Genomic DNA, 15,507 nt, shown 5'->3' with positions numbered 1-15,507 from the left:
CTTTAGACTTCCTTCAGATTCCACCTCACGGTGGACACCCTTGTCCTCAACTAATAGTTCCGACTACTACGGTCTATAGTGGACTTTCACCACCAAGTTAGCGCCCATGCCGGGCGCACTAAAAAAGAGACTTGTTATCGTTATTAGCAAGTCTCTTTTTTATGAAAAAATAGATTTTTGAAATCCAAATGCACGTATTGCCCAAAATCAGCATTAACATTATAAACTAATTATTTCTATTGATAATATTAATGCATTGCTGGCAATAACACTTTGCGTTCCGATGCAGAAATGCTTGTATCTCTGTAAAAGACCTCTCAGGTAGTTCAAAAAAGAAAAAAGCTTTTTCCCAAACCTCGATTTTGCGACCACAGTTATCACACACGAATTTCATGGCTGCTTACCGCCTTTCCTAAAAATTATTTACGGGCCTTAAAAATACCAACTGCAATTGCAAAAGTAACAATGGATGTCAGCACTAGAATTAATACATATGCTAACGCAGAAAGACCGTTAAACGTAAATAAAATCAAGCCAATAATTGCCAAATTAATTAGAAGTCCAAGTCCAAGTTGATATATGGGGGTGTTTTTATAAACATCCCGAGAGATAAACATTTCCTGAAAGGCCATCGCAACAGTAGTTACTGTAAATATGAATACTAATGGATTGTTAGGGAGTGATGAAACCCCCTTATTAATCGTCTCAATAATAATTGTAAAAATGATGAGGGCAGTTTGTAAATTAAAAAGGATGCGCGTATTAGACAGACGTTTTTGAATTAAGCGTTCATCGGTTAATTTTCTAAATTTCATAACTAGTCCTCCTTAACCAAAAGAGGCGTCCAAATTTGAGCCAAGTACTTCTGAGATTTTCCTGCCCGATCGCAGCGTCAACTTAAATTTTGCAAATTCAATTAAATAGATAATTTGATCGCGTACCAACATCAACTTAACAGATAGTTTTCTACTTCATGTCTTATGGTACACCACTAGTTCTAACGACAGGAAACAAAAAGGTTTGACCCCGATCAAATATCGAAATCAAACCATCACTTAAAATTCTATTAACTGTCTAACTTTTTTGTTGTAATTTACGCCGCTGATCTAACTTAGGCGTTTCTTAATTTGACGATTTAATGCCAGCCCAAAAATTATTGATCTGTACTGGTTGCCTTGTCTTTAACAGTTTCAACTTGTTGCTTTGCAGCACTTGCTGTTTGTTCAGCGGCACCTTTAGCTTCTTCAAAAGCTGATTGAGCTGCTTCATTAGCTGTATCAATCGTATCAGCCGCTGAATTGGTCGCATCGATCACAATATCATCGTAATTTGCTTTATCGCTTTTATCATGACCCATCTGTGCTTTAGCTTTGCCAAATTGGTCCCGCAAACTAGCGGTTGCAGAATCAAAAGTTGCTTTAGCATTAGCCTTCTTATCTTTTAGGTCCAAATCCGAAATTTTATGATTGGTCTTTGACAATAATTGGCTGACTTTTTCGCTGGAATTATCTTTCAGATCTTCAGCCGCATCACTGGCATAGCCATAAAAATCTTTGCTCTTAGACTTTGTATGGCCAAGTAATTGTTTTAGTTTAGCCTGAGTTTCGGCCCCAGTCTTAGGCGCTAAAAACAGCGTCGCCCCAAAAGCAGCAGCACTACCAATTAATAAGCCTGCAAAAAAATGCCCTTTTTTTTCACTCATAAACGTCTACCTCCAATTTTTATTTTTGTTTACGACGTAATCGCATGCGATTGACGGCGCCAACACTCTTAGCAAACAAACCGACTTTACCGGTCGTTGCGGTGGCATGAGTCACTTTAGTTGCAAGATTTCTGGAAGAAGCATTTAAATCAGAAATACTCGTCCCTAGATCCCCGGCTGCAACAAATACGGGGTCGAGCTCTTTGACCTTACCGTTCACGTCATCTAAAAGTGTATTGCTCTTATCTAATAAGCTTTCGACTTGGGTCATCAAAACTTCCGACTTATCATTAACAATCGTTACTGTCTGATTGACCAATTTAACACTATCTTTCAATTCAGCCACGACTTTTGTCAACCGCAACAATAACATCACGATAAAAACGACTAGAATCAAAAACGCAATAGCTGCGATCAATGCTGCAATTTCACTACCACTCACGATTTCTTACCTCCGCAATTCCAATTGTTAGTTTTAGCATATCATTATTTGTCAGCGGCTTCAATTAACAGCTTCAAGTAATTATTTTGTACCGTTAGTTGTTCATGATACACTAACTATTAGAAACTAATTAATGGAGAAAGAAACTATGTCGATCAAACTTATTTTAGCGGCTCAAAACTCAATCACAGAAAATTCACTGCAGACAATTAAAAAAAATACCAATGTTTTTCAACGATTATGGGCGGGTATTGATTGGGACCAAATTGTTTCTAAAGTCATTGTCGCCACCTTGACGATCATTGCTTTAACCGTGTTATTTTTTATTCTAAACAAAGTGGGCAAACGCATCATTAAGCATGTTTTTGACCGTTATGCCAAAAATGAAAAATTCTCAGTCAATCGTGTCGGCACGATTCGTTCACTGATCAATAACCTCTACACCTATTTGTTAATTTTCTTCTATGTTTATGCCATCTTATCAACTTTAGGCGTTCCCGTAGGCACACTGATCGCTGGTGCTGGTATTTTAAGTTTAGCAATCGGCCTAGGTGCTCAAGGCTTCGTCAATGATTTAGTTACCGGCCTTTTTATCCTGGTAGAACAGCAGTTTGATGTGGGTGATGTGGTCAAAATTGGCACGATCACCGGTACGATCCATGCCATTGGTCTGCGCACCACACAGGTCAAAAGTTTCGATGGGACACTTAATTTTATCCCTAATCGTAATATAACGATCGTTAGCAATAAATCCCGCGGCAACCGTCAAGTTTTACTTAATATTCGAATTTACCCACAAACGGATATTTCCCAGTTGAAAAAAATCATCGAACAAGTGAATCAAAAACTCGTACCTCGCTTTGATACCATTCGTCAAGGCCCAGACTTACTAGGCGTTAATGACCTGGGCCACGGTGAACTTGCCTACCAGGTACAAATGTATACCATAAATGGTGATGAACTAACAGTTCAGCGTGAATTTTTAGCGGCTTATCTCGCTGCCTTTAAGGCTAATCAAATTGATCTACCTCAAACGCCTCTAGATTTAAATTTTCTTGCCCCCAAAGCTTAATTAAGGAGACAACTAATTGATTAATATCATTAAAGGTTTTTTGATTGGGATTGCGTTAGTGATTCCAGGTTTATCTGGTAGTATTTTTGCCGTGATCGTTGGCTTATACGAGCCCTTGATCAAAGCTATCAATAATTTTCGTAAAGCACCCAAACAACAGCTTAAATTTTTAACCCCCATCGGTATTGGTGCTGTTATTGGCGTCATCGTATCTACAAAAGTCGTCCTTTGGCTTTCTCAGCGCTTTCCGATTCCAGCCTATGCCTTTTTCTTGGGTTTGGTTTTAGGTATTCTGCCATTTATTTGGAAAAAAATGCGGCTCGTCATCTTTCGCTGGTGGCTTTTATCATTGCCCCTGCTGGGATTTATTCTGATCATGGGCTTGACTTTGCTGGGTAGTGGTCATAGCGAAAGCTATATCCAAATCCCAGTTTTAAGCAGCATCCAGGACTTTGGCCAAATGATCTTTGCTGGTGGTTTTGCCGTCGCGCTTATGTTGATTCCCGGTATTTCTGGTTCGATTATGCTGATGGTCATTGGCCAATATGGCACGATTTACCATGCAGTGGGTAAAAGTACTGATGTTTTAAAACATACTTTGAATGGGGATTTCCTAGCAGCTCAACAAGATCTGAAATCAGTTGCTTTGATCTTACCTTTCATGATCGGCGCACTAATTGGGACAGTGCTTGTCGCTAAATTAATGCATTACTTACTAGCGCATTTTGAAGGCCAAGTCTACTATGGTGTTTTAGGTGTCGTCATTGCCGCTAGTGCCACTTTGTGGCAAAGTGGCATTCAACCAGCCTTACCCGTAAAATTAACCTTGAGTACCTATTTATGGATCGGTATTATGATCATCATCGGTGTTCTTGCAACTATTTTTCTAGATAAACCTGACAATAACTCATGATTTTAAATAGAATCAAAAAATCGACTGATGCAGTCTTATTATGACAAGCATCAATCGATTTTTTTTAACGCACATTTTCATGTCCTAATTATGATTTGTTTGATTCAAATAAGCTTCAGCTTTTGCCAATACAGCTTTTAAATTATCATAAGTTAAAGTCTGATAGGCTAGTTCATAAGATAACCACTGAATGTCACTAATTTCTGACAATTGTTTATGTGTCTTTGGTAACTGCGCTACGTGACTAATATAAAAAATTGAGACTTTCTCAGCGCCGTTAGCTAGAGGATATGTGATTTTCTCAGCGAAATCTGTATTGACTTGCACATCAAGCCCTGTCTCTTCTTTGATTTCACGAATGGCGGCCGCTTCATAGCTTTCACCAGCTTCAACGTGCCCCTTGGCAAAGCCCCAAAAATTACGATCTTTACTTTTAACTAATAAATACTGCCGTGTGCCTTGACGATCCTCGGAATAAATCACAGCACCCGTTGCGACTTCCTGTTTCATTTTATTGAGTAACCTGCCCATCGCGATAACGCAAAAATGGTTCGATCGCATTTAAGCCGATTTGAATTGCTGCTTCATGGGGTGCCATATGATCTGAATGCAAGGCATAAGGACTATCAACACCTAACCAAAACATCGTTCCAGGAATTTTAGACAATAAAAAGCCAAAATCCTCTCCCGTCATAGCTGGCTGGGTCTCAATAAAAGTCACATCTGGTGCTTGCTTCATGAAGTCGATAAAATTGGCTGTCAATTCAGGATTATTTTCAACCGGTAAATAGCCCCCTTGTTCCAACTTTAAATCGGCTTGGCATTGATACATAACCTCAAGACCATGTACAATTTGGCGCACCCGTTCTTGGACATGACGATTCATTTTTTGGGTCAAGGCGCGAATCGTGCCATCGATCTGCGCCGTACCAGCAATAACATTCATGGTCGTCCCCGCATTGAAGTGACCTAAAGTCACTACTGCTCCTTCAATTGGGTCCACGTTACGGCTAACGATCGTCTGCAGCTGAGTCACGAGTTCGGCCCCAACAACAACCATATCATTAGCCAAATGTGGATAAGCCGCATGTCCGGATTTTCCCGTTAAAGTGATATGAATCTCACAAGTCCCGGCAAATAAGGTGCCCATACGACAGCCAATTGCTCCCGTGGGTAACTGTGGATTATCATGAAGACCATAAATTTCATCTGGCAGCCATTCATTTAAGGCACCACTCTCGTATAGCCTTTTGCCACCGCTGGCATTCTCTTCAGCTGGCTGAAAGATGAACACAAAGTTATTTTCCGGCTGCTGCGCGGCAAAACTAGACAGTAATCCCAGTGCCACAGTCATATGAATATCATGACCACAAGCATGCATCTTGCCAGGGTGCTTAGAGGCATAAGGTAAACCAGTTGCTTCTGTTACTGGCAGCCCGTCGATATCTGTGCGATAACCGATCGTTCGTTGCCCAATTTTACCTTGAACATGCACTAAAATAGCTGTGTCATAAGTTTTGATCGTTAAAAAATCTTGTGGTAACTGCTGGATCTGTTGCAGTAAAAACGCATGGGTCTCATGTTCTTCTAAACCAATTTCTGGAATTTGATGCAATTGTCGTCGAATTGTGATCAACTGTGCTTCTGTTAACAACTTGATAGCCTCCTAAAAGTATGATCAAATATGACGTAAAGCATCTTGTAGTTCCGTTTTGCTACGCGTCTTAGCATCGATTTGCTTGATCACTTTTGCGGGTACGCCGGCTACGACCGTATTAGCAGGAACATCTTCGGTTACGATTGCGCCAGCAGCAACTACCGCACCTTTACCCACATGAACCCCTTCGATAACCACGGCATTGGCGCCGACTAACACATCATCTTCAATAATTACGGGTTGAGCCGAAGGTGGTTCGATCACACCAGCCAACACTGCGCCAGCGCCAATATGGGCATGCTTGCCAACAGTTGCGCGGCCACCTAAAACAGCCCCCATATCGATCATTGTATCTTCACCAATTTCAGCACCAATATTAATAATGGCACCCATCATAATGACCGCATTAGCACCAATAGTTACTTGATCCCGAATGATTGCTCCAGGTTCGATCCGCGCATTATATTGTTTCAAGTCTGCCATTGGTACGGCCGAGTTACGCGCATCATTTTCAATGCGATACTGCGTAACTGCTTGAGTATGCTCTTTTAAGAAAGCTTGCACAACAGACCAATCTCCAAACAAGACACCGGTTTTAGTTTCTAGATAAGCTTCAATGGTATCTGGTACTGACAGATCTGTTAGATTGCCCTTTATGTATACTTTAACTGGTGTTTTCTTTTTCGCGTTGCCAATATAATCAATAATTTCTTGTGCGTTCTGTGCCATAAATCCAACTCCTTATAAAATTAATTATTTCTCATTATCTAATAAAAGTTGACTTTTATCAAAGTTATGCGCTAAAAAATTTAAACTTTTCATCATTTCGCGTCTGGTAATAATGCCGACAAAATCTTGAGCCTCTGAAACCACTGGCAAAAAGTTGTCATCTACTAATAAGTGCATAATTTCTTCCAAATCATACGGATTGTTAACCGTATTAACAGTTTCATCCATTACATCGGCAACAGTCATTTGATCCAAACAACTGGTATCAATCTCATCTAATTTCAGCATTTGTTCAGTTATCATTGGCATAGATAACTCACCAGCAAATTTAGCATCGTCACGCACAACAGGAATACGGCTATAGCCAAGTTTGCTCAAAACCATAAAGGCATGGGTCAATGAATTATCTACCTGTACTGTAGCGACTTGACTCGCGGGAATCAGAAAGTGCCGTTTGTTTTGCATTAAAAACGTACTAATTTGTTTTGATATCATAAAAAACTCCTTAGCTAACGATATTTATTAAAAGTATAGCAATAAAAATAAGTAAATTTAGTAATTTTGTGTGAATAAAAAAAGAAACCTCACCTATGGCACTAGAAAATATCATAAACATGTAAAAATTATTCACCTATTAGTACTATTTACTAATGCCATTTTTTTTGGTAAGATTCTAAGGTTCATTTCATTTAAGGAGGAAAATATATGTTCACTCTGGGCACGCGCCTAGCTGCGGAATTTATTGGAACGGCCTTCATGGTCATGCTTGGTAACGGATCGGTCGCAAATGTTGACTTAAAGGGGACTAAAGGTAATAGTTCGGGTTGGATGATTATTGCCATCGGTTACGGCTGCGGCGTGATGATTCCCGCCTTACTATTTGGTAGTATTTCAGGAAATCATATTAACCCAGCCTTTACGATCGGTTTAGCTGCTAGCGGCCTTTTCCCATGGGCAGAAGCTCTACCTTATATCTTGGTGCAGATGCTTGGTGCTATTGCTGGACAAGCAGTCGTTGTTGCAACTTATAAACCGCACTATGATATTACTGAGGACCCAGAGCACATTTTGGGGACATTTGCGACTATCGATGCCACAACAAGCAAACTTAACGGCTTCATTTCCGAATTTGTCGGTTCATTCGTTCTCTTTTTCTCAGCTTTAGGTATTACCAAGGCCCCATTTTTCAAAGATAACTTAGGAACCGCTCATTTGGCATTAGGCTTCTTGGTCATGACTTTAGTCGCTTCACTAGGCGGCCCAACTGGACCGGCACTAAATCCAGCTCGAGATTTGGGACCGCGAATTTTACACAGCCTGCTACCTTTGAAACACAAAGGTTCTTCTCAATGGGATTACGCTTGGGTACCCGTAGCTGCCCCAATTTTTGCCGGAATCCTAGCTATTGCATTATATAAGCTATTATTCTTACATTAATTATTTTTTAAATTCAAAATGCAAAGTTTTAACCTGTTTTAGTTGTCGATCATAATAGTCGGCAACTATTTTTTTTTCGTCAGAATGAACCAGAGCAAAAGTACCGCCAAGGGCTGCATATTCCCCTCGGGGTTGACTAATGGAGCCGGGATTTAAGATAAATACACCATTAGACATAGTGCAGCCCAATTGATGCGTGTGCCCATAAAAAGCTATATTTGCTTGTACCTTTAGAGCCGCCAAATAGAGCTGGTCCAGACCAAAATTAACGCTCAAACGATGCCCATGAGCAACAAATATTTTATCGACATTATTTTTTAAAATCATTGTTAATGGAAAGCGGTCACCAAAATCCATATTTCCCCGCACGATCGTCATTTTTGATACCAACGCATCTGTGAAATCTAATTCGGAATCACCACAATGAATAAAGGCGTCGACTCGAGTGCCATAAACAGCCAATAACTTTTGTAAAATATCTTGATCACCATGATTATCACTGACTACTAAATATTCCATCTTAATCTCTCCTGATCAATTTTACCCACTAATTTGCAAGCCACCATTGGCGCCATTGCTGCTCAAGCTTTGCCATCGCTTTGGCACGATGACTAATTTTATTTTTTTCACTAGCTGAAATTTCAGCCATTGTCTTTTTTAAATCTGGTAATTCAAATAACACATCATAACCGAACCCATTTTCTCCCCGAGGGAAACTGGCAATACGGCCAGCAATCGTACCAGATACAACTAAATCTTGAGCTGGTTGGTCAGGTTTAGCAAATACCAAAACTGAGTGAAAAGCGGCTGTCCGTTTCTCAGGGGGCACCCCAGCCATTTCCGCCAGCAATCTTGCATTGTTAGCCGCATCATTATGATCACCGGCATAACGCGCTGAATGCACACCAGGCTGACCGTACAAATAGTCAACGCTCAGCCCTGAATCGTCGGCTAAAACCGGTAGATCCAAAAACGCGCTAACTGTGTCGGCCTTAATACGCGCATTTGCTTCAAATGTTGTCCCATTTTCGTTAATCTCTGGTACCCGTTCAAAGTCTAACAATGACTTTGTTTCGATCCCGTCTTCAGCGAACAAAGCCGCAAACTCTCGAGCTTTTCCCATATTTTTGGTTGCAATGACAACGACTTTTGGCAATTTAGACATTTTATGATTCAACTCCAACTTGGTTTAGTTTGATCGCCTGCAAAGCAACATGTTGTGGTTTAATATCAGGCATATTTAACCAATCACCCGCAATTTCGGCGAACATTTTCGTAGAACCGGTAGTATAAAACTCATGTACTGGTTGATATTCTTGATCATCGTTGGCAATATCAAAGTAATCCAGCAACGTGGAAACTTCACTAGCTGTCTCTGCGCCTGGATCAATTAGCTTTACCCTTGGCCCCATCACATTTTGGATCAATGGTCGCAGTAGTGGGTAATGGGTACAACCCATCACCAATGTGTCCACAGGATGCTGTTTAAACGGTTCTAACGTTTCAGCAACAACCTTCTTAGCCAAAACAGAACGATACTCATTGCTTTCTACAAGCGGCACGAACTTAGGTGCTGCGATACTGAACACTTGAATATGTTTATTCTTGGATTGGATCACCCGTGCATAAGCCCCTGACTTGACCGTACCTTCCGTACCAATGATACCGATGTGTTGGTCTTTCGTCGCTTTGATAGCTGCTCGGCTACCTGGTAAAATCACACCAACCACGGGGATATCTAACTGGGGTTTGATCGTACTGAGTGCCTCAGCCGTTGCTGTATTACAAGCAATGACTAGCATTTTGATTTGTTTTTTTAATAAAAATTGTGTTAATTCTTTCGTAAATTCAATGACTTGTTGTTGTGGTCTGGGTCCGTAAGGAATTCGTGCTTGGTCACCAATGAAAATAATTTTTTCATGAGGTAACTGGCGCATCGCTTCTTTAACGACGGTCAGGCCACCGACGCCTGAATCTAAGAATCCAATGGGTTGTTTATTCATAATGAACTCCTTAGCATCTATATTATGATAAGCCATCAATAATGATGGGCTTTTTGCAGAAAAAATTCAAGTTTATCGCTTAGAACCTAGCATATCAAGCCAGGCAAAAGTATAATACACTTATAACCAAATCAGGAGGAACGTTCATGTCCGATGCATTGCGATCCAAATTTGAAAATATTTCTACTGGCAGCAGCTTTGCTGGTATCAGCTTACTTAGAGATCTACTCATCCCCGACTTGTTAACAACTAATACCAAAGAAATTAGCTATTGGGCTGGCAAACAACTGGCACGCGAAGTTGCCCTACCTGATATTGAGACCATTCAAAACTATTTTGTCATGTTTGGCTTTGGTGCCCTGACCCTAACGAAGCAAAAACAAAACCAATATTATTTTGATCTCCAAGGCGATCCTGTTATTGAACGCTTGGCCATGAATGATGCCGCTGATTTCCACTTAGAAACCGGCTTTTTAGCCCAACAGTTGCAGCAAGAATTGGGTGTCATTGTTGAAGGTATTTGTGAAGTCGATCATAAACACAGTCTGGTTCACATTACGATTCAAAGTGACCCTAAAGATCCCGCCGATTTTGATACAACTCAAGATCAGTCCGAAAAAATGGTTGATTGAAACTAAAATTCTAGCACACTTAATTTTGATTGCAATGACTTGCGATTCTTTTAAGGCAATGTTTATTGGCAAAAAACATAGAGGCCGGTACAAAACTAACGTTTTGTTTCCAGCCTCTATTATTTTACCAATAATTTAATTCTAGATGTATACTAAATTATTCTTGATCATCATTTTGATCGCTTGTACCGCGTAGATCAGGCACATCATTGGCATGTGTTTCTTGCCAACGCTTGGTATAAAAATGATTGTTGATTTGATAAGAAACATTTTTTGCTTTAAGTGTCGTCAAAAACGGCTGAACGCTTTTATCCATCTCTAACCAACCACGCCAGCCTAGATGAATCGTATCTTGCATAAAATAATCTTCACTGCCATCATCAGTCATGTCCTTGATATGATTAAAGCCTTGAGACCTTAACTGATAAGTAATCTTGCGATCGAAAGCTTGTAGAGTCTGCTCTGGAAGACCAGTATAGTCCGCCCACCGTTGATTGACTGGTGGGATAACGAATAGAACATCCATCTTATCCTTGGCAAATTGACTTAACAATAATTGAAAATCAGAATACTCCGGCCCAAACTCATAATTAAAATGCGTTTGTGAATCTTTCAGTTTACCTTGTAAATTTTTAAGTTGATGATTATAAAAAGAATTTTTGATTTGGAAGTCATTGGAGGTGGTCTCACCTTTGCCTAACTCACCAGCTAAATCATCCAATTCTGAAAAACTATAATCGGAAGGCAGCCGCTCTAAGCCGTTTTGAATTTGCTGCCGCCGGTCACGAATGAACCAGCGACTAAACAAATCATCTTGTGTATTTAAGGCATTACCCTTGATATCCTTTAAATAAAATTTTTGAAAACTGGTCAGGGGCAACCCAGCTGCAACTTGCAATAAAGAGGCATGGACAATACCATCAGACTTACCAGATGGCATTTGCAATAAACGACGTGCTGCATAACGATCCATTGTTGTATCTTTAGCAGTCTCTAAAAAATTGACCGCTTGCAACGGCGAATAATAGAAACCAAACATATTTGGTCGCGTACCCCGAGGAACGAACCACTGAGGTGAAATAATCACTACAGCTTTTTTATGCTGAACACCAGCCATTGCTTGTAATGAGAAATAATGCGTCAATGACTGAGTCCCAGGTGCACCTAATAAAAATGGTTGATAGCCACGATGATATTTTTCTGCCAAAACCGATGGATGAAACGGATCCATTCGGGATAACTCTGAAGAACCAATAAACGGCACAAATTTACCTGATTTAAAAGCTTGGTCCTTTAGGCCGTCCCCTTTCAAAACATTTGCGGAGAGTGAACTAGCTGCCTTGTCAATCGTTGTTTTAGAAGCCTGATGATAATTACTTGGGAGTAAAAATAAAATAACGATGGCAACTGCAGCAACCACTAGTGGGCCAAAAATTTGCCAAAGCTTCTTACCCATTTTCATTGCATACTTTCCACTTTAGCAACAATTTTATTTGGTGTTGCCCATTCGGTCCGGTCAAATTCGGAAACAGGCGCATCTACCCCTAATTGAGATTGTAATTCCAATAATAATTGCACTGTCCCCATTGAATCCAACAAACCGCTCTCAAATAAATCCATATCTGGGTTTGTTTTCACTTCATCAGAACCTGTTAAATCAGTCAAAATATTTAATACTGTCTCACGAACATTATCCATCTTAATCTCTCCTCAAAATGTTGTTTTTTAAATTCAAACTTTGATTAGCGCCCGATAAACCACAGACGATCTAAAAAGCCTGAGAATATCAGAAAACTAAAACAAACCATATTAGCCGTCATAATGACCGCCATCACATGGGTAAATTTATTAGATGGGAACCAATTCTTATGTCGCTTTTTAAGTCGCAGCCAAGCATCCGTCAAAATCATCACTGTGGCATGGAATAAACCATAAACAATATAGTACCAAGTTTCCCCGTGCCAGATACCCATGACTAAGAACAATACTAAATAGCCTAAATTGGCCATCGCGATCCGACTTTTCAGAATCTTATGTTTCATCATAAAGAAAACAAAGCGCATATAGATGTAGTCTCGGAACCAGAAAGACAAAGTCATATGCCATCTGTTCCAGAACTCTTTAATATTCCATGACAAGAACGGCTTATTAAAGTTGATCGGCGTCTCGATACCCATAATATAACTGACACCCACTGCAAATAATGAGTAACCTGCAAAATCAAAGAATAAATACAAACTATAAGCATACATAACCCCAACGAGTGGCCAAGAAATACCTAAGAAATTATTTCGGCTCAGCATCGCCAAGTGTTCGAAATTTGGTAACAGCATCGTCCCAAATAAATAGCCTAAAACAAATTTGTATAAGAAACCCAACATGATGTTGTGGACACCCTTGTCCAATAGGGTTAAATACTGTGCTCGCGTAGGCACGCGATCATAATCTTTGATGAAGCGCCGATAGCGGTCAATTGGTCCAGAGGAAATCGTTGGAAAGAATAACAGAAATTGTAAGAATTTCATGATACTCAGTGACTTGATCGATCCGTCCCGAGTCTCCATGACGATACCGACAACTTTAAATGTTAAATAACTAATACCCAAAAACCCAAAGATCGAAGGATGCTGTGGATCAAATAGCGGCGTAAATTTGACGATGACTAATGGCACAATGGCTAAGATTACCGCCAAATAGAAAACCCAAGTCTTATTCTTAGAATGGTCATTAGTCCGATAATGAAAATACGCAAAAGCCACACATAATTCAAAGATCGTATACCCGATCAAAGCAATACCTTGCGCAACTTTGGGCCCATCAAATATCAATATGAGAAAGAACAGCGAAAAGATAGTTTCATACCAACGAAATCTTTTTTCAAATAGCATCCCAATGATAACCGGTATTAAACCAATGAGTAAGTAGCCAAAGTACATGGGATTTTCATAAGGTTGTAAATTGATCATGAAGGATTGACCTCAGCAATCAGGGTTTTGCGGTCAACCTTCCCATTCGCTGTCAATGGTAAGCTGTCTTTAAAAATAATCCGTTGAGGCACCATGTATTCCATAACATTTTGGCTTAATTCAGCCTTAATAGCTTTAATCAAATCAGCTTCAGACTCAAATTGATTTGGTTTTGGCACCACATACGCAACGATTTGCGTGACTTTATGCAGATTATTATAGCGCGGTACCGTGCTCGCTTGTTTGACATATTGTACTTGCATTAAGTTTTGATCCACATCTTCCAATTCGATCCGATAACCATGCATTTTAATCTGAAAATCTGTGCGACCGCGATAAAAAATCATACCGTCTGTATCAATAAAGCCTAAATCGCCTGAACGATATGCCTGCTGGCCATCTAATTTGAAAAAGGCCTTGGCGGTTTTTTCGGGATTATTCAAATATCCCTTAGAAACACTAGGGCCAGAAATAATCAATTCACCGTTGGTGTCAGTTGGCACTTTCTGACCTTGCTCATCAATAGCGTAAATTAAAGTATCTGATTTTGCTTTACCAATTGGCAAACGATCATATTTAGCTGTAATTTCAGGTGTGATCTTGACGCCAGTCACCGCAACAGTGGCTTCTGTTGGTCCATAAGTATTATAAATCTCTGCTTGGGGGAAGCGTTGCAAGAGTTCATGGGCCGTTTTTTGAGTTAATTCTTCACCACAGAATAAAAAGTGATCTAAATCAGGATAATGTACTTGATCAAAAGTAGGTTCCAGTAAGCAGATTTCTACAAAAGATGGCGTTGAAACCCATTCATTTACTTTCAATTTAGGCAGAGTTGCAAATAAATCTTTAAAATTATCCGTGATCTCTTTGGGTAATGCAACTAAGGTACCTGCTAAAGCGAGTGTTGGATACAGGTCCATCACAGATAGATCAAAAGAATAGGGCGCTTGTGAAAGGGTGCGAATACCCTTATAAAGGTCAAAATCACTTAAATTCCAATTCACATAACTTAACAGATTTTGATGACTGATTTGAACACCCTTAGGGACACCAGTAGTCCCGGAAGTAAAGATAATATAAAAATTGTCATCACCTTGAACACTTTGCGTCGCGTCATAAGTCGTTGAACTAGCAGAATCAGTCATGACTTGCGTCATCGTTTTTTGGCTAAAAATTGGTGTTTCTAAATCAATCGGTAACGGCGCTAATTCAATAATAGCGCCTGGTTTAGCAACTTCATTGATTTGAATCAGACGTTCTTTAGGAGAATGTGTATCCACTGGAATATACGCATGGCCTGCTTTAACTGCACCTAAAAAAGTTGCAATTACTGCAAAGGTTTGACCACCGTAAACGACAACTGGTGCCTTTGCAGGTAGCGTTTGTTGTTGCAAAAATGCGGCAACTCGATCTGAAGCCGCTTTGAGCTGACCATAAGTATAGGTTTGTTCACCGTCAACATAGCTGATCTTAGTCGGATCAGTCAAAGCGTTATGATCAACAGCTTCAATAATATTCGTAACTTTCAAGGAATTATCCTCCCATATTAAAATTCATTATAAATGAATCCACTATTGTTTATGCCACTGTAACTATACAGATAAATCAATATCAACAGGATCACAAAATAGAGTGCAGAACGCAGCCAAAACTTGGCGGTACTATTCTGCCAAAATGCATGCCACTTCTCACTCATATCAATCCCCCCTTTTGTATATACCTAGATATTCAATCGACATATATAAATTATAATCATTTCAATTGAATTCACCAATACTTAAGGCTTACGCTGAACTAACAAAACTGTAAGTTCACATATTGAACAAGAATTAATCTTAAACATAAGCTTTATCTCAACTATGGTAACATAAATTACGCACAAGGGCGCTCATATATGAAAAAAATAAATTTTTATCCGCTATTTTTCTGAAAACAAAAAAAGCCCCAACAGACT

Annotated in this window: 19 protein-coding genes; 4 read left to right on the top strand and 15 right to left on the bottom strand. The window is 39.7% G+C overall.

Features of this window, described 5'->3' with window-relative positions:
- Window positions 1-419: 419 nt before the first annotated feature.
- The 3 genes from FHQ08_RS08695 to FHQ08_RS08685 all read right to left on the bottom strand — a co-directional run bounded on the left by FHQ08_RS08695 (window position 420) and on the right by FHQ08_RS08685 (window position 2,144).
- Complete coding sequence (locus tag FHQ08_RS08695; RefSeq protein WP_230914017.1) at window positions 420-815, bottom strand: hypothetical protein; 396 nt, start codon at window positions 813-815, stop codon at window positions 420-422.
- Between the two features lie 338 nt (window positions 816-1,153).
- The gene (locus FHQ08_RS08690; RefSeq protein WP_230914016.1) at window positions 1,154-1,702 is read right to left on the bottom strand and encodes a YtxH domain-containing protein; all 549 of its coding nucleotides are present in this window, start codon (window positions 1,700-1,702) and stop codon (window positions 1,154-1,156) included.
- 19 nt (window positions 1,703-1,721) lie between these two features.
- The gene (locus tag FHQ08_RS08685; protein ID WP_230914015.1) at window positions 1,722-2,144 is read right to left on the bottom strand and encodes a DUF948 domain-containing protein; all 423 of its coding nucleotides are present in this window, start codon (window positions 2,142-2,144) and stop codon (window positions 1,722-1,724) included.
- A 148-nt stretch (window positions 2,145-2,292) separates the two neighbouring features.
- Here FHQ08_RS08685 and FHQ08_RS08680 point away from each other — a divergent pair, with 148 nt between their 5' ends.
- Complete coding sequence (locus tag FHQ08_RS08680; protein WP_230914014.1) at window positions 2,293-3,216, top strand: mechanosensitive ion channel family protein; 924 nt, start codon at window positions 2,293-2,295, stop codon at window positions 3,214-3,216.
- Window positions 3,217-3,232: 16 nt separating this feature from the next.
- On the top strand, window positions 3,233-4,129 hold the full coding sequence (locus tag FHQ08_RS08675) for a DUF368 domain-containing protein (protein WP_230914013.1): 897 nt from the start codon (window positions 3,233-3,235) through the stop codon (window positions 4,127-4,129).
- Between the two features lie 84 nt (window positions 4,130-4,213).
- Here the strand turns inward: FHQ08_RS08675 and FHQ08_RS08670 are convergent, their stop codons facing one another.
- From FHQ08_RS08670 to cbpB, 4 genes are read right to left on the bottom strand one after another with little or no spacing between them, the layout of a single operon-like run.
- Window positions 4,214-4,639: a bis(5'-nucleosyl)-tetraphosphatase gene (locus tag FHQ08_RS08670; protein ID WP_230914012.1), complete on the bottom strand. Its 426-nt coding sequence runs from the start codon at window positions 4,637-4,639 to the stop codon at window positions 4,214-4,216.
- A gap of 1 nt (window position 4,640) precedes the next feature.
- Window positions 4,641-5,789 carry an N-acetyldiaminopimelate deacetylase gene (locus FHQ08_RS08665; RefSeq protein WP_407929198.1) on the bottom strand — a complete coding sequence of 383 codons (1,149 nt, stop codon included), beginning with the start codon at window positions 5,787-5,789 and terminating at the stop codon, window positions 4,641-4,643.
- 18 nt (window positions 5,790-5,807) lie between these two features.
- Window positions 5,808-6,515, bottom strand: coding sequence for a 2,3,4,5-tetrahydropyridine-2,6-dicarboxylate N-acetyltransferase (dapD, locus tag FHQ08_RS08660; protein WP_230914010.1), 708 nt, complete (start codon window positions 6,513-6,515; stop codon window positions 5,808-5,810).
- Between the two features lie 24 nt (window positions 6,516-6,539).
- Window positions 6,540-7,010 (bottom strand): cyclic-di-AMP-binding protein CbpB, encoded by a 471-nt coding sequence (cbpB, locus tag FHQ08_RS08655; protein ID WP_230914009.1) that lies wholly within the window; start codon window positions 7,008-7,010, stop codon window positions 6,540-6,542.
- A 210-nt stretch (window positions 7,011-7,220) separates the two neighbouring features.
- Here cbpB and FHQ08_RS08650 point away from each other — a divergent pair, with 210 nt between their 5' ends.
- On the top strand, window positions 7,221-7,952 hold the full coding sequence (locus FHQ08_RS08650; protein ID WP_230914008.1) for an MIP/aquaporin family protein: 732 nt from the start codon (window positions 7,221-7,223) through the stop codon (window positions 7,950-7,952).
- Here the strand turns inward: FHQ08_RS08650 and FHQ08_RS08645 are convergent, their stop codons facing one another.
- The 3 genes from FHQ08_RS08645 to racE are packed head-to-tail and all read right to left on the bottom strand — an operon-like array spanning window position 7,953 to window position 9,955.
- Window positions 7,953-8,471 carry a YfcE family phosphodiesterase gene (locus FHQ08_RS08645; RefSeq protein ID WP_230914007.1) on the bottom strand — a complete coding sequence of 173 codons (519 nt, stop codon included), beginning with the start codon at window positions 8,469-8,471 and terminating at the stop codon, window positions 7,953-7,955.
- Between the two features lie 28 nt (window positions 8,472-8,499).
- Window positions 8,500-9,117, bottom strand: a complete 618-nt coding sequence (locus FHQ08_RS08640; protein WP_230914006.1) for an XTP/dITP diphosphatase — start codon at window positions 9,115-9,117, stop codon at window positions 8,500-8,502.
- Window position 9,118: 1 nt separating this feature from the next.
- A complete protein-coding gene (racE, locus tag FHQ08_RS08635; RefSeq protein WP_269073921.1) occupies window positions 9,119-9,955 on the bottom strand; it encodes a glutamate racemase in 837 nt (278 codons plus the stop codon).
- Window positions 9,956-10,101: 146 nt separating this feature from the next.
- On the opposite strand from racE, the gene FHQ08_RS08630 reads away from it, so the two are divergent.
- Window positions 10,102-10,587 (top strand): DUF2507 domain-containing protein, encoded by a 486-nt coding sequence (locus FHQ08_RS08630; RefSeq protein WP_230914005.1) that lies wholly within the window; start codon window positions 10,102-10,104, stop codon window positions 10,585-10,587.
- Between the two features lie 157 nt (window positions 10,588-10,744).
- Here the strand turns inward: FHQ08_RS08630 and dltD are convergent, their stop codons facing one another.
- From dltD to FHQ08_RS08605, 5 genes are read right to left on the bottom strand one after another with little or no spacing between them, the layout of a single operon-like run.
- Window positions 10,745-12,049, bottom strand: coding sequence for a D-alanyl-lipoteichoic acid biosynthesis protein DltD (gene dltD / locus FHQ08_RS08625; RefSeq protein ID WP_230914004.1), 1,305 nt, complete (start codon window positions 12,047-12,049; stop codon window positions 10,745-10,747).
- Window positions 12,046-12,285, bottom strand: coding sequence for a D-alanine--poly(phosphoribitol) ligase subunit 2 (gene dltC / locus FHQ08_RS08620; protein WP_269073920.1), 240 nt, complete (start codon window positions 12,283-12,285; stop codon window positions 12,046-12,048). Before dltC ends, dltD begins: the two co-directional genes overlap by 4 nt.
- Window positions 12,286-12,329: 44 nt before the next feature.
- A complete protein-coding gene (gene dltB, locus FHQ08_RS08615) occupies window positions 12,330-13,553 on the bottom strand; it encodes a D-alanyl-lipoteichoic acid biosynthesis protein DltB (RefSeq protein ID WP_230914003.1) in 1,224 nt (407 codons plus the stop codon).
- Window positions 13,550-15,082: a D-alanine--poly(phosphoribitol) ligase subunit DltA gene (gene dltA, locus FHQ08_RS08610; protein ID WP_230914002.1), complete on the bottom strand. Its 1,533-nt coding sequence runs from the start codon at window positions 15,080-15,082 to the stop codon at window positions 13,550-13,552. Before dltA ends, dltB begins: the two co-directional genes overlap by 4 nt.
- Window positions 15,083-15,099: 17 nt before the next feature.
- Window positions 15,100-15,249 carry a teichoic acid D-Ala incorporation-associated protein DltX gene (locus tag FHQ08_RS08605; protein ID WP_230914001.1) on the bottom strand — a complete coding sequence of 50 codons (150 nt, stop codon included), beginning with the start codon at window positions 15,247-15,249 and terminating at the stop codon, window positions 15,100-15,102.
- Window positions 15,250-15,507: the final 258 nt, after the last annotated feature.

It is taken from the genome of Agrilactobacillus fermenti (assembly GCF_021030645.1).
Taxonomy (GTDB): Bacteria; Bacillota; Bacilli; order Lactobacillales; family Lactobacillaceae; genus Agrilactobacillus; species Agrilactobacillus fermenti.
The sequence above is the reverse complement of the archived record's forward strand: the minus strand, read 5'-3'. Positions and strand labels throughout refer to the sequence as shown.